The 15,907-nt window shown below is 33.0% G+C and carries 11 protein-coding genes; all 11 read right to left on the bottom strand.

Annotated elements, in window-relative coordinates; all coding sequences use genetic code 11:
* A partial coding sequence (locus ACTCDL_RS09570) for a PfkB family carbohydrate kinase (RefSeq protein WP_463176082.1) occupies nt 1–288 on the bottom strand: 288 nt, incomplete at its 3' end.
* Nucleotides 289–641: 353 nt separating this feature from the next.
* Complete coding sequence (locus ACTCDL_RS09565; protein ID WP_463176081.1) at nt 642–1,490, bottom strand: hypothetical protein; 849 nt, start codon at nt 1,488–1,490, stop codon at nt 642–644.
* A 268-nt stretch (nt 1,491–1,758) separates the two neighbouring features.
* Complete coding sequence (locus ACTCDL_RS09560; RefSeq protein WP_463176080.1) at nt 1,759–3,300, bottom strand: glycoside hydrolase family 32 protein; 1,542 nt, start codon at nt 3,298–3,300, stop codon at nt 1,759–1,761.
* Between the two features lie 158 nt (nt 3,301–3,458).
* Entirely contained in the window at nt 3,459–4,469 is a 1,011-nt protein-coding gene (locus ACTCDL_RS09555) for an ABC transporter ATP-binding protein (protein ID WP_463176079.1), read from the bottom strand.
* A gap of 26 nt (nt 4,470–4,495) precedes the next feature.
* Nucleotides 4,496–5,494: an ABC transporter ATP-binding protein gene (locus ACTCDL_RS09550; RefSeq protein ID WP_463176085.1), complete on the bottom strand. Its 999-nt coding sequence runs from the start codon at nt 5,492–5,494 to the stop codon at nt 4,496–4,498.
* Nucleotides 5,495–5,517: 23 nt separating this feature from the next.
* Nucleotides 5,518–6,678 (bottom strand): ABC transporter permease, encoded by a 1,161-nt coding sequence (locus ACTCDL_RS09545; RefSeq protein WP_463176078.1) that lies wholly within the window; start codon nt 6,676–6,678, stop codon nt 5,518–5,520.
* Between the two features lie 21 nt (nt 6,679–6,699).
* Nucleotides 6,700–7,686: an ABC transporter permease gene (locus ACTCDL_RS09540; RefSeq protein ID WP_463176076.1), complete on the bottom strand. Its 987-nt coding sequence runs from the start codon at nt 7,684–7,686 to the stop codon at nt 6,700–6,702.
* 108 nt (nt 7,687–7,794) lie between these two features.
* Nucleotides 7,795–9,765 carry an ABC transporter substrate-binding protein gene (locus tag ACTCDL_RS09535; protein ID WP_463176075.1) on the bottom strand — a complete coding sequence of 657 codons (1,971 nt, stop codon included), beginning with the start codon at nt 9,763–9,765 and terminating at the stop codon, nt 7,795–7,797.
* Between the two features lie 1,028 nt (nt 9,766–10,793).
* Nucleotides 10,794–12,083 (bottom strand): glucose-1-phosphate adenylyltransferase, encoded by a 1,290-nt coding sequence (locus ACTCDL_RS09530; protein WP_463176074.1) that lies wholly within the window; start codon nt 12,081–12,083, stop codon nt 10,794–10,796.
* 459 nt (nt 12,084–12,542) lie between these two features.
* A complete protein-coding gene (locus ACTCDL_RS09525) occupies nt 12,543–14,294 on the bottom strand; it encodes a phospho-sugar mutase (RefSeq protein WP_463176073.1) in 1,752 nt (583 codons plus the stop codon).
* Between the two features lie 22 nt (nt 14,295–14,316).
* Nucleotides 14,317–15,765, bottom strand: a complete 1,449-nt coding sequence (gene glgA, locus ACTCDL_RS09520) for a glycogen synthase GlgA (RefSeq protein WP_463176083.1) — start codon at nt 15,763–15,765, stop codon at nt 14,317–14,319.
* Between the last annotated feature and the right edge of the window lie 142 nt (nt 15,766–15,907).

Genomic DNA, 15,907 nt, shown 5'->3' with positions numbered 1-15,907 from the left:
TTCATCTAAAGTAACAAAAGTCAACCCTGTTCTAGCTTCATCAGTTAATAGCATAGATCCAGTATTGACACCTTTCTCATCTAAAGTTTCTTTTAAAAAGCTACCTAATACATCATTTCCTACCTTACCTACAAAAGTTGTCTTTGCTCCTAATTTACTAAGTCCTGCTGCCACATTAGCAGGTGCTCCTCCCGGACTCTTTTGAAATTTCATATTATTCTCATCTAAAGGGGTAAAATCAATCAATGCTTCTCCTAAAGATATAATTCCTTTCACTTTAAATTTCATCTCATTTTCTAAGTAATTATACTCTAGCTAGATATTTGTCTTCTCAATATTAACAAACGAAGAAGGCACATAGGCCCTCTTCTATTTTATTATCTTACTTATCTTCTTAAAAACCTAACTACTACCATTAATATTAAGAAATTTCTGATTTTTTCTTGAGCTTTCTCTTTAGTTACTTCTAAGCTATTCTCAGAGAAAAATGTTAAGTTATTATTTATCTCTTTTGAATAATTAGCATATGGTTTTATAAATAACTTATACTAGCCATCTTCTGACTGAGTATAAATTTTAATATTATTTTTTTAAACATGCTATAACAGTGTCTTTAACAGCAGATAGTTTATAACATTTAATTAAAACTCATATTTAATACCTGTCATGAAGAATAATTCTCTATATGATTGTTCTACATCCCAAGTTTCATCAAAATCATGATATACATTTGTTTCTGCCTCTAGAACAAAGCCTTTTCCTATTGGTCTATTTGCATATACTCCCACCTTATAACTCTTCCATTTTTTTCCGTTGTCTTGGTTTCTATGATATCTTAATTCACTATAAAAGTTAGCAAATACTTTTGTTGAAGAAAAATATTTATGATAATTTAATAACCCTCTAACTTCATCATCATCTTTTTTTTCCACACCATCTCCTATAAATAACCCTGTACCAATAGTTCCCCCTCCTATGTCAGATTGGTATTGAACTTCACCTTCAACCCAATCATTTGCACTATTGCTTCCAGTATTATTTCGATGCTCATACAGTCCCCTTGTATATATTCTGGATTTATCAGTTAAATTATAAGTTAGATTAACTTCTGGCTTTACTATATCATAACCTGATGAATCACCCGCACTTCTTCCTTGTACAAATATTAATTGTCCACCATAAGTTCCCCAATCAATGGTTTTCTGATAACCTGGTCTAAATTCAATCTCTGTCTCTCCATTATTATCGTCACCTTGGTTATAATTTTTATGGACTACATAACCTAATTGAAAGTTACCCCAGTCATCTGATTTTAAGAATCCATCTGCAAGTATCAATTTTGTAAAATCATAATCAGTTCCATCAGTATTGTGTCTATTTCCTGTTTCTACAGCTGATCTAATAGAGCCATGAACATTAGATGCCATTACTTCTGTTGAGAATATTGAACATGCCAATAATAACACCAATAATAGTAGAGTTTTCTTCATTATCATCTCTCCTTAATTTAATAAATTTTTTCCATCTTCATAATAACAACTATATAGTATTAAATATTAATTATATCCTTTTATCTACCACCTCCCTTCATAAATCAAATCATTATATTAAAGTACTAATTAAACAATATTAACAAGTATAGTCTTAATAATTTTTATAGGTGTGACTAGTCACACCTATAAAAATTAACTAAATCTATATAAATAAAGGGGGATTTATTTTAATAGATTTCTTAGTTTACTTATAATCATAGTTTTTTTACCAAATTGATCTTAATTTATAAATATCTAAAGAAATCAATTTTACATTGCCATCTTTAGCATACAGATTTAAATCTCTAGAATTTATATTCGGGAAAATCAAATCACTAATTACCTTCTTCCCATCGTTAGCAAATAACTCAACTGAAGACCAATCGATGAAAATATGCATTTTTACTCGCTTGTCATTAGCTGATAGTACAGCTTGATGCTTAGCAGCAAAATCTTTATGCAATTCAATATTTCCTGATTGGCTACGATCAACAAAAACAGTTTCTTCTTTAGTATCATAACCTATAACGGTTTCTTGGTCATCACCACTATAAACTTTGAAACCAAATTCTTGAGCATCAAGCAGTTCAAATTCTGCAATTATCTCTAACAGACCCTCGTTAGTATCTGTCAATAAATTAACATCAGGAGAAATAATCAAATCACTCCAGGTTTTAGACTCTACTCGCAAATCTTTTAAATTTTCTGCTGGACTCTGTACTAACTTAATTCCTTCTGGGAACCTCTTTAACTTTAAAGCACGCGGAATACTCATTGCACTACGCCACACTTCAGTTGGAACTTGATTAGCATATCTCCAATTACTCATCCAAGCTAACCACAGACGTTGGCCATCTACTAAACTTTTATCACTCCAAGAAACACCAGCATAAAAATCAGCACCATAATCTACCCATTCTAAATTGTCAGCATCAATTGACTGATTATCCGGTGTAAAGATTGTGCCATCAAAATCTCCCACAAAATACATCATACCCGAACCACCTGCTGGAGGTTGTGGATCATTTTTATTTATGCCATTACCAGCACCCACACTTAAAACAAGAACCCATTTTTCATCAATTTTTATATCATTCTCATCATATAATGGTAATGGAAATACATCTGGACATTCATAAACCCCTTGATGAGTTCCTTCAATATCAGAACCAAAAGAACTAACATAAGTCCAATCTATTAGATTGGAAGAATTATAAAACTCTACTCTATCTTGAACAGCAAGAACCATTATCCATTTTTTACTCTCTTGATGCCAAATAACCTTGGGATCACGAAAATCTGATGTCCCTTGATTTTTAAGGACAGGATTACCATCATACTTATGCCATGTTCTCCCTTTGTCCTTACTATAAGCAATACTCTGCTGTTGTAAATCTATATCATATTCTTCACCAACTGGAGCGTTAGTATAAAAGGCTACTAACCCAGAACCTCCATCAAAAAATCCACTGCTATCATTCCAATCAACAACTGCACTACCAGAAAAGATAGTTCCTAATTCATCTGGTTCTAATGCAACAGGAAAATGTTCCCAATAAACTAAATCTCTACTTACTGCATGCCCCCAATGCATTGCCCCCCAAATGCTACTATAAGGATGATACTGATAAAATAAATGATACTCCCCTTTATAATAAACCATACCATTTGGATCATTCATCCAATTTCTTTCCGGACTAAAGTGAAACTGAGGACGGTATTGTTCTTTATAATAATCATTCTTAGCTTTATAAATATGTTCTCCCATAAAAACTCACTCCTATCTTATTATTTAAATTAATAAGCAGCAGATTAGAATTATTTTTCTAAAACAAGCTTGTTGAAATTTTTCGATCTAAATGTAATCGTGTTCAAAACAAAGAATACAATAATAATACTTCTTGTATTTATATAAACATATTTTTTCTATTCATTTATACCTCTTAGATTTAATGAATCACAGAAATGACAACCAACAAAATGTTTATCACCAACTGATTCCCAAACTGGTTCTTTTTCTCTACATACTCTTTTTGTATAAGTACAACGGGTTTGGAAGATACAGCCTGTAGGTAAATTAATTGGATCAGGCGGTGTCCCCTTTAATATAATCCGACTACGACTGTGATCAAGTCTTGCCCTTGGAACTGATGATAATAGAGCCTCTGTATAAGGATGCTTTGGGTTCTCTAATATTTCATCTCGTGGTCCAATTTCAACTAATTTCCCTGTATACATAACAGCTATTCTATCAGCAACATAACGAACAACTCCTAAATCATGAGAAATAAAGAGAAATGTTAAATCTAACTCACTCTGTAATTCCTTCAAAAGATTAAGAATCTGTGCCTGAACAGATACATCCAAACCAGAAACTGGCTCATCAGCAACAATAAATTTAGGCTTAATTGACAATGCTCTTGCAATTCCAACCCTTTGTCTTTGTCCACCACTAAAAGCATGAGGGTATCTTTTTATATATTCTTTCCTCAATCCTACCTGTTCAAGTAATTCTGCTGCTCTATCTTGTCTTTCTTCACGAGTACCAATATTATTAACTACAAGTGGCTCTATTATATTTTCCATAACAGTCATCCGCTCATTTAATGAAGAGAAGGGATCCTGAAAAATCATCTGCATATTGGATCTCACTTCTCTCATCTCTTTTCTATCTAACTCTAATACATTTAACTTTTCATTACCCTTGTAAAAATTTACTTCACCACTAGTTGGCTCATATAATCTTAGAACAGCTCTTCCTAAAGTTGATTTTCCACAACCACTTTCACCAACAAGACCAAGAGTCTCTCTTTTATTTATCTTAATACTAACATCATTTACAGCTTTTACATTAGCCACTGTTTTCTTTAAGAAACCTTCTTTTATTGGAAAATACTGTTTAAGGTTCTTTATTTCTAAAAGAACTTCATTCTTCATCGGCTTTCCCCCTTTTCTACAAAAATCTATGCATATTTATGACAACTAACAAAATGATCAGGCTCTACCTCGATACATGGAGGTGCCCCTCCCATATCACAAACCCCAGCTATCTTCTCTTCACATCTAGGTGCAAAAGCACATCCAGCTGGACGATTAATTGGATTTGGTACCATTCCTTTAATTGGCTCAAGTTTTTCTAATGGGCCTTCCAATTTTGGTATTGATCTCCAAAGACCACGAGTATATGGGTGTAGCGGATTGTTAACAATTCTTTCTGTTTTTGCAAATTCAACCCTTCTGCCCAGATACATCACAGCTATTTTATCAGCTATTTCCGAAACAACCGCTAAGTTATGGGTAATAATCATAATCGACATTTCTCTTTCCCTTTGCAGTTCTTGTAATAATTCTAATATTTGAGCCTCTATGGTAACATCTAATGCTGTAGTTGGCTCATCTGCAATCAATAACCTTGGTGAGCAGGATAATGCCATAGCAATCATAGCTCGCTGACGCATTCCCCCACTAAACTCATGAGGGTAAGAATCCACCCTTTTTTCTGCCTTTGGTATCCCCACTTGCTTTAAAAGACCTATTGTCCGCTCTCTGGCTTCTTCTTCACTCATATCAGGATTATGAATTAAAATAGCTTCCATAATCTGATTACCTATAGTATGTTGAGGTCCAAAAGAGGTCATCGGTTCTTGAAAGATCATACTTATTTCATTACCTCTTATCTCTCTCATTTTATCACCCTTTGGGTCTAACTCCGCCAGATTAATGGCATCTCCATCTTCTGGATAATAAAGTATCTGACTACCCTCAATTAACTTACCTGGAGGGGATGGTATTAAACGTAAAATAGAATGGGAGGTAACTGACTTCCCACATCCACTTTCTCCTATAATTCCAAGTGTCTTTCCCTTTTCTATCGTTAAATTAACTCCATCAACTGCCTTAACAAGACCTTCATCTACATCAAAATATGTTCTAAGATTTTTTACTTCTAAAATTTTATCTATATTATTATTCATTGTTTCCCTCCTTACATACTTGAATATGGATCAGCTGCATCACGCAAACCATCCCCTATGAAGTTAAACATCAATACCGTTAAAACTACAAACAAACAAGGGATCAAATACCAAGGATAATTTGATAGAACAGTAATATCCTGGGCATCCTGTAATAGCACACCCCAACTTACAGCAGGAGGTTGCATCCCTAATCCTAAGAAACTTAACGTGGTCTCACCCAAAATCATGCCTGGAATAGCCAAAGTTATACTGGCTATAAGGTAACTTATAAACGCAGGAACCAAATGCTTTATTATTATTCTCATATCGTTTGCTCCAGCCGCTACAGCAGCAAGGGCAAATTCCTCTTGCTTTAAAGCCATTAATTTACCTCTAACAACTCTTGCAAGCCCTGTCCAACCAAGAAATGCGAGAATCATTGTAATCGCAAAATAGGTCTGCACAGTCCCCCAAGTTCTAGGTACGGCAGCCGAGAGAGCTATCCACAGAGGAATTTGAGGAATACTCATCAAAAGCTCTACCAATCTCATAATAATTTCATCTATGATTCCACCAAAATAACCCGAAACTCCACCAATAATAATTCCTAAAATAAAGCTTACAAATACTCCACCAAAACCTACAAACAAAGAGATTCGTCCCCCAAATAAAACACGAGTAAATATATCCCTTCCCATCTTATCAGTTCCGAAAAGAAAGATTGGAACTTCAGCATCAAAAAGTGTTCTACTTATCGGAATTAAACCCAACATCTTATAAGGTTCACTTTTAGCAAAAAAGTCTACTGAATATTCTTTGGATTTATCTTCTACATATTTATACTTAAAAGTCTCTTTATCAAACTCTTTTTTCATTTTATAAACAAAAGGGGTTCGTAACCCATCCTCTTTACTTATAAAATGTATCTTAGTAGGTGGTGCATATTTATATTCACTCAATCTTTCATTCATTTCATATGGAGCTATAAATCCTGAGAATATAGATAAGGAATATAATATTGCCAAAACTGACATAGCAACTAAAGCCAACTTATGTTTCTTAAATCTCATCCATATCAATTTACTCTGTGATGCATAATATAATTCCTCTTGTTTTTTCTGTGCTTTTTCTTCTTTATTATCTCTCCACTTTGTTAATAAATTATTCAAATTAAAATTTAATCCAAGCATTCTTTTTCACCCCTTTACCAATTAATCATATCTAATTTTTGGATCAGTCCAAGCTAAAAGCAAATCGGAAATCAAAGTACCAATTATAGTTAAACAACTTAAAATTAAAATAACCCCACCAGCTAAATACATATCTTCACTCTGTACCGCTTCTAACATTACTGGTCCAACAGTCTTTAAATTTAAAACTTGAGATACAACCAACTCTCCACCAACTAACGCTGGTAACATCCAACCAATTGTACTTATCAAAGGATTCATTGCAACCCTAACAGGATATTTCAGAATTAATTTCCATTCTTTCATTCCTTTAGCACGTGCAGTAACTACATACTGTTTCTTAATCTCATCTAATAGAGTTGCTCTTAAAGTACGAATTAAACCTGCAGTTCCAGCAGTAGCAATTACTACTAAAGGAAGCCATAGATTCTTTAGCATATCTAGCAACTTAGCTAAGGACCAAGGAGCATCAATAAACTCAGGAGAAAATATTCCTAATACAGCCCAACCTGTCTTAACATATACAACATACATTAATACTAAAGCAAATAAAAAGTTAGGTAATGCTACACCTATAAATCCAATAAAAGTAGCAATATAATCAATAACCGAATACTGCTTTACAGCAGAATAAATCCCAATCGGAACAGAAATAAGCCATTGCACAACCATAGCCAGTAAAGTAATCACCATCGTCATTGGAATTCTTTCAGCCAAGATCTCACTTACTGGGCGATCATAGGTAAATGATCTTCCAAAATCACCTTTAAAAACAATATTTTTTATCCAAATTAAATATTGCATATACATAGGTTTGTCTAAACCATACCTAACCTTTAAACGCTGAATCTCATTTTGATCTGCCTGATAACCTTGACGTTGTAGGTTTTGGATATAAGTCTCTACAAAGCTACCCGGTGGCAGTTGAATAATAAAAAAAGAAATCATTGATATCAAGATTAATAGTGGAACAAGCATTGTTAAACGACGCAAAATATAATTAGCCATTCTTCTTCCTCCCCTTTAATAAATTCATAAATTTATTAATTTTTTCAATAAATCTAAGTATTAGCCAAGAATACAAAATTCTTGGCTAATACTTACCCTAAAACTCAATTACTTTTGTTTAATAAATATCTGCTCTAATGAATAAGCTATATCTAATCCATAAGGATAACCTTCTTTGGGAATATTACCCAAACGATTCGAAATTATATTAGGTTTTTTTACATTTTCAAGCGGATAAATCATTACATAATTCTCACTAAACCAATTCATTAAATCCTGATATAATTTTTTACCTTCTTTTGATTGAGCAGGATATTGCTTTCTAGCAGTATGAATATCAAAAAACTCTTGTAAATATTTAGGAGGTTTTCTTCCTGTTCTTCCATCTTGGTCATAATAAAATTGAGACGCAGGAGCCCATGGACCTTTATAATTTGGCATATAATCTGAAGATATTCCAGAAGACCAAATTGGACCATCATTCCAGTGAATAGAAGCCATAATTTGATTATTATCTTTTCTTTGGAACCAAATTTTCAGACCCATCTGTTCAATAGTTGTACGGATGCCAACTGCTTGATAATATTCTTTTAATAATTCAGCCATCGGAATGATATCTGGTGTCTCATCAGACACTGAGAAAACAAATTCAAACCTCTTGCCATCAGGTCCAAGACGATACCCTTCTTCATCAAATTTATCCATACCAATTTCATCTAAAAGTGCTTTTGCCTTAGTAGGATTATACTCAGCAGTAGTTACTGTTGGCATATCATACATACCAAAGTATAGATTTTCATTAATATCTTCTGAATCCATAGCCAAGGCCAATGCTTTGGCAAATCTCTTTTGAGGATCTCGCATCAATTGCTGCCATACACTGTCTTTATTCTGATAATCATAATCCTGATTTAAAGTTATTACTTGTGGATTATTGATTGAACCAGTCATAAGAGTTTTATAATTACCTCTAGCTTCATTTTCACGATATAATGGCATATTAGTCAAAGTAGCATGCTGAGTAAGCAGGTCAACATTACCAGAGATCGCTCTCATAGTCAATGTTTCTTGTTCATTAACAACAGCATTACTAATTCTATCAATATAAGGTAATTGATTACCTTCAGCATCTACCTTCCAATAATAAGGATTACGCTCATATTCTAAAGTATTCGCATCAATCTTCACAGGAACCCAAGGAGTAAGAACTGGCACTCCTATTGCTATTGGTGATGTCATTTCCCAGTGATTGATAGTCTTTAATGCTAATAATTCAGCCCAATTATTCAGCCCCTCTTCTTCTACAAAAGGTTGAATCTCTTCTACAGGTGTATAATCAGCATGGAATTTCTTTAAATAATGGGAAGGTTGCAATATCTTAGTGTAATCCTCAATCCAAGAAGCTAACTGAGATATAAACCAACCATACGGTTTGTCAAATTTAGCGATAAATGTATAATCATCAACAATCTCTAACTTCACAGGAGTTCCAGTACCTTGAGTTTTTAAGATAGGAGGAAGAACTTCATTTACTCTCTTATCTAAATATATATTTTCTAAAGTAAAACGTACATCTTCTGTAGTAACAGGTACTCCATCAGACCATTTTAAACCTTTTCTAATAGTAAATTTAAAGGTCTTATAATCATCACTAGCAGTATAATCACTAAATATAGCAGGAGCTGGATTTTCAGTACTTTGACCAGTTCCCCTTAATGTTGTAATTCCAAATGCTAACATAAGCTCATTAGCAGCTGGTACACCAGCAACTTTTAAAGTACCTCCATATTGCCCAGGTTGCCAATCCAACCATTTTTCATCAATTAATGTTCCAGGACCAACTACAAAAGGCTCTTCTGGTAATCGCTCATCCACTGGTGGCAATTCACCCTTTGCAACTTTTTTTGCTAGCATAGGTGATTCATTATACTTCCCATTACTAGCTTTAGTTATAGCTTGCTTTTCTTCTTTTTTTTCATCGTTATTCTCTCCAAATTTCCACCATGCTCCTACTGTAACAGAACATAAAAGTACTAGAGTTAACATAATAGCTAAAATAGTTTTTTTCTTTTTAAACATTTTTATCCTCCCTTAATATTAAATTTATATTATACTTAAAATCACCTCCTATGTATGGATATGTTAATTAAAAATGAAACTTAATGGATATATTGCGACACTTTTTACTTTGGTGGTTAGGAGTTAGAAATTTAGGTAGTTAGGCAGTTCTTAACCCCTAACCACCTACCTCCTAAATGTCGCTTTTTCCATCTATAGCGTCATGGCTAAATTTCATTTTAGATTCACGACCTATAGATCTTTAGAGTAGTTTTTATCTTATACTTAGAAGCTTTCATTATACTCTTAGGGCTATTATATAAGTTATAAAACTTCCAATTATCATAAAACTATCTACAACTTAGTTATTACGAATTATTTTGTTACAATTAAACATGTTTTTAAGTTATTTGATTATAATTAATTCAATCTAAAAACAAAATTTAAACCTTCTTAATTTTAATTTGTATATATAATTGTGAAAATAAAATAATCCACCCCCTTAAATAAAAATTAATTTAAAAAGGAGTGGATCTTATCTTCTTATTATAAATTATAACCACTTATTATTTATTATTCTATTTTCATTAAACTAATTAGCACAAATAATAATTCTCTAAAATACACGTATATGAAACAAATGAACACGAGTACAAAAATGTGAAAATAAAAAAATTATTGACTTATATATACATTATAAATAAGCTTTTCCCCTTTGTCAAGAAATTATTCTATTTTTATTGAAATTAATGCTAATTAAATTTATTACTTAACTTTATTATAAAACCAAATTCAACTAAATAGAGTTAGTCACTAAGAAATATCTTTTTTTAGTAACACTATCTATAAAATAAATTCACATATAAACAAGGCTACTAACTATTCTCTACTAGCTAGTAGCCCATCATTACTCTATAAATATCACCCTAAGCTCTTTTAGTTAAAATAAAAGAGCAAAGTTAATAACTTTCATAATTAACAGTAATTCTATCTATTAATACAGTTGTCTTAGCCTTTGTGCCAGTAAATATCTAAGATTACTAACTATGTTATCTAGCCAAATCCATTATATACTCTTCTGGACTGACTGTAGCTGATCTAATAGTACTACCACTTGGGATATTTTTATCTGTAAAATCTTCTTCTACAACAGCAGGTAAAATTCTACAATTACGACCAATCTGAGTATTATCTGGTATTCTAACCCCTTTTCCAATCACATTCAATCCATTCTCCAACAAATCAGGCTTTTCATCATTAGGGGTCATATCACTACCAAAGCCAACATGAGAGTTAACACCAATCACTGTATCTTTATCAATAATGCATTTACAGACTATAGAACTCTTCTTTACTACAGTATTATTTAAAATAACTGAATCTCTAACCACTGCCCCTTCCTCTATTACTACACCAGGAGAAAGCACTGAGTTTTCTACTACACCATTAATTATACAACCATTGGAAACTAGACTCTTTATTGCTTGACCCTTTGCACCAAATTTAACTGGTGGCTTCTCTTCACTTCTAGTGTGTAAATTCCAATTGGAATCATATAGATTCAACTCTGGCAAAGGCTCTGTTAAAGCTAAGTTTGCTTCCCAAAGAGCCTTAAGAGTACCCACATCTCTCCAATAACCTCCGTACTCATAAGCAAAAACATTATTATTATCAATCATCTCTGGAATAATATGATGTCCAAAATCTGAATTCTCTTGATTACAAAAAGCCTTTAGCTTCTCAATTAAGACATCAGCTGTAAAGACATAGATCCCCATTGAAGCTAAATTGCTTTTAGGTTCCTCTGGTTTTTCAATAAAATCTACAATCTGCATATTATCATTTGGTTCTAAAATTCCAAATTGATGAGCATCTTCCCAAGCTACCCTTTGGGTAGCAATGGTTAAATCAGCACCCTTTTCTATATGTTGAGTAATCATCTCATCATAATTCATCTTATAAACATGGTCTCCAGAAAGAACAATTACATACTTAGGATTATGACTTTTTATATAAGAGAGATTTTGATAAACAGCATGAGCGGTTCCCTTATACCAACCACCTTGCTTCCCAGTATAAGGTTGTAGTATGGTTACACCACCTATTCTTCTATCTAAATCCCATGGCTTTCCAATACCTATATGATCGTTTAATGATAATGGAAGGTATTGGGTTAGAACACCTACATTATAAATTCCTGAATTAACACAGTTACTTAAAGCAAAATCTATTAATCTAAACTTTCCAGCAAAAGGAACACTTGGCTTTGCTCTATGCTCAGATAAAATGTCCAATCTAGTTCCTCTGCCTCCTGCTAAAACTAACGCTAATGTTTTCATCAAATAATCCCCCCTAGTTTATTTTAATAATTTTAAAGTTAATAAAGTATAACTAACCTTATTATTCTGGGCTACCACCACCCCCTATAAAAATCTATCTCTTAAAAATTACAAACAAATATAGATATCCAAGTCTAAAGTGTAATTTAGTGGATATATAGCGATACTTTCGTGTCGGGAATCAGGAATCTGGAACCAGTGTTTATAACTGATTCCTGACTACTGATTCCAGATTCCAAAAAGCGCCACACTATCTTTCTATTGTTTCATTCTAAAGTTGGATAACTATGTAAGTATGTGACTTAAAATGAAACTCAATGGAGAATATTAAGACAGTTTTTACTTTGGTGGTTAGGAGTTAGAAATTTAGGTAGTTAGGCAGTTCCTAACCACCTCCACCTAACAAGCAAAGTATCGAAATATCTCTATATAACATCATAGTTGAATTTTATTCTAGATTCACGAAGCATAGACTATGATATACTCAATCTTAGACTTAACTAACTCCATTACAGCCTCTTTTAACTTAGCCAATTTCTCATCTGCCCCTTGATTACTCTCTGCTGTAACTGAGAAGTAAAACTTAACCTTTGGCTCTGTTCCAGAAGGTCTTACTGTTACTAGACTATCATCTTCTAACAAAAACTGTAACACATTAGACTCTGGTAAATCAATAAGCTGCTCTTCTCCATTAACCACATTATATTCTTTACTGACTAAATAGTCTTTAATAACTATTATCTTCTGTCCATTAATCTCTGTTGGACTATCTTCTCTTAAAGATTTTAGTAAAGAGGCAATCTTCTCTTTTCCTTCTTTTCCTGGCATCCTAATTGCTTCTATATCTGCTTTATAGTAACCATACTCTTCATACATTCTCATTAATTCTTCATAGATTGAGCTCTCTTTAGATTTGTAATAAGCTGCCATCTCTGCAATTAACATAGTAGCTACTATTGCATCTTTATCACGGGCATGTATTCCATATAAATACCCATAGCTCTCTTCAAATCCAAAGATATACTCTTTGTCATATTTACCTTCTTCAAACTCTTTAATCTTTTCACCAATATACTTAAATCCAGTTAAAGTATCCATTACATCAAGACCATACTTCTCAGCAATAGGTTTAATCATCTCTGTAGTTACAACAGTCTTGATAACTACTCCATTCTCAGGCACTTCCTCTAAAGAATTAACGATATACTCAGTTAATAGAACTCCTACTTGATTTCCATTTAAGAATACCCATTCTCCCTTAGTATCCTTAACAGCAATACCTACACGGTCTGCATCAGGGTCATTGGCCATAATCAATTCTGCATCCTTCTCTTCAGCCAATTCAATCCCTAACTCAAATACTGCTGGCTCCTCTGGATTAGGATAAGCTACTGTAGAGAAGTTAGGGTCGGGCTTCTCTTGCTTAGCTACTACATGAAGATTTTTAAAGCCTAATTCATCTAAAACCCTCTGTACAGGCATATTTCCAGTCCCATGTAATGGGGTATAAACGATATGTAAGTCATCAGCCATCTCTTTAATAGCTTGAGTATTTAAAGATAAATCCTTTAAAGTCTTGATATATTTGTCATCCATTTTAGGATCAATAATTTCAAACAGACCTTGTTTACGTGCCTTTTCTTCAGAGATAGTCTTGACATTGTCAAAGCTTTTAATAGCATTAACCTCTGCAATAATCCCTTTATCATGAGGAGGAACAACTTGGGCCCCATCTTCCCAATAGACTTTGTAACCATTGTACTCTGGTGGATTATGGCTTGCTGTTACCATAATTCCTGCAGTTGCCCCCAACTCTCTAACTGCAAAAGAAAGCTCTGGAGTAGGTCTTAAATCATCAAATAAATAGGCTTTGATTCCACTTGCTGCTAAGACCAAAGCTGCCTCTACTGAAAACTCCCTTGATTTATGTCTAGAGTCATGGGAAATAACTACACCTTTAGATTTATCACCATTCTTTTCAATATAATTAGCCAGACCTTGAGTTGCTTTTCTAATAGTATATTTGTTAATTCTATTAGTACCTGCTCCAATAATCCCTCTTAAACCACCAGTTCCAAAGTCTAAACTGGTATAGAATCTCTCTTCAATCTCCTTTTCATCACCAGCTATGGCCTTTAATTCTTCTTTAGTTTCTTGGTCAAAGTAATCATTCTTTAACCATTTATTATACTCACTCTTATAATCTCTCATATTTACCCTCCTCTATTTTTAATTAACCTTTTTGATTCACTAAATCAGAATATAACTTAAGATACTCTTTTGCTGAACTCTTCCAGCTAAAGTCACTTTCCATTCCTCTTTTAACCAACTTATTCCATACCTCTTTCTGCTGATAAAAACTAATTGCTCTCTTGATTGTATATAACATATCCTGAGCATCATAGTAAGTAAAACTGAATCCATTTCCTTCTCCAGTTACTTCATTATAAGATTTGATAGTATCATTTAGCCCACCAGTCTCTCTAACAATTGGTAATGTACCATATCTTAGGCTAAATAACTGACTCAAACCACAAGGCTCATATTTGGATGGCATTAAGAAAAGGTCACTACCTGCATATATCTTCTGGGCTAAATTAGCATTATATTTAATATTGGCAGATACTTTCTGAGGATAACGGTCTGCTATCTCTTTAAACATCTCTTCATATTGCTTATTTCCAGTCCCTAGTATAATTAATTGTACCTCTTCTTCCATCAGCTCATCAATAGTACTAGCAATTAAATCCAACCCTTTTTGATCTACTAATCTTGAAATCAGACCAATCACAGGAATACCAGAAGCCTGGGGTAAACCCAACTCTTCTTGCAATCTTCTTTTATTCTCATATTTACCTGATAAATCTTCAACATTGTAATTAGCATAAATCCTCTCATCAGTCTCAGGATCATTATCTTGATAACTAATTCCATTAACAATACCATACAAATCATTACTATTCATTCTCATTACATAATCCAATCCTTCACCAAATTCAGCAGTTTTAATCTCTTCAGCATAGGTCTTACTTACTGTAGTAATTATATCTGACATCTCAATTCCCATCTTCATATAATTAATACAATCATCATGGCAGACTACTCCCCAATTCCAATATTTATAAGGCAGTCCTAAAGTATCCTCAAGAATCTCTTTACCAAAGACACCTTGATAACGTAAATTGTGAATTGTATAGACAGTCTTAATATCTTTATAAAAATCATAAAGCTGATAATCTTCCTTTAACATAATGCTCAAAGGACCTGTCTGCCAATCATTACAGTGAATAATATCTGGTTTAAAATCTATCTTTGGTAACATCTCTAAAACTGCTCTACATAAATAAGCAAATTGAACATGCTTATCATTATTTTCATATAGAGTAGGACGATCAAAATAACTCTTATTATCTATAAAATAGTTTATAACCCCATCCCTCTCTAGTTTATTAACTCCAACATAGTCATCTCTCCAAACAACTCTGGTTCTAAAATGCAGTACAGGCTTTAACTGATTTAAATATTCATCGTTTATTATACTATACTGGGGCATAACTACTCTAACATCATGACCTAATTCTTTGATAGCTTGTGGTAAAGATCCAGCTACATCAGCTAGACCACCTGTTTTAGCAAAGGGTGCCACCTCCGAAGATACAAATAATATTTTTAATTTCTCTATCACTAAAATTCCTCCTTAATTAAGTTAATATCACTAATTATACTATAGATATCCAAGTCTAAAGTGTAATTTAATGGATATATAGCGACACTTTTAAAATTAGCGTGAGTGGGTGTGTGAGTGTGAGTAAACCCCAATAAAA

It is taken from the genome of Orenia sp. (assembly GCF_055140805.1).
The sequence above is the reverse complement of the archived record's forward strand: the minus strand, read 5'-3'. Positions and strand labels throughout refer to the sequence as shown.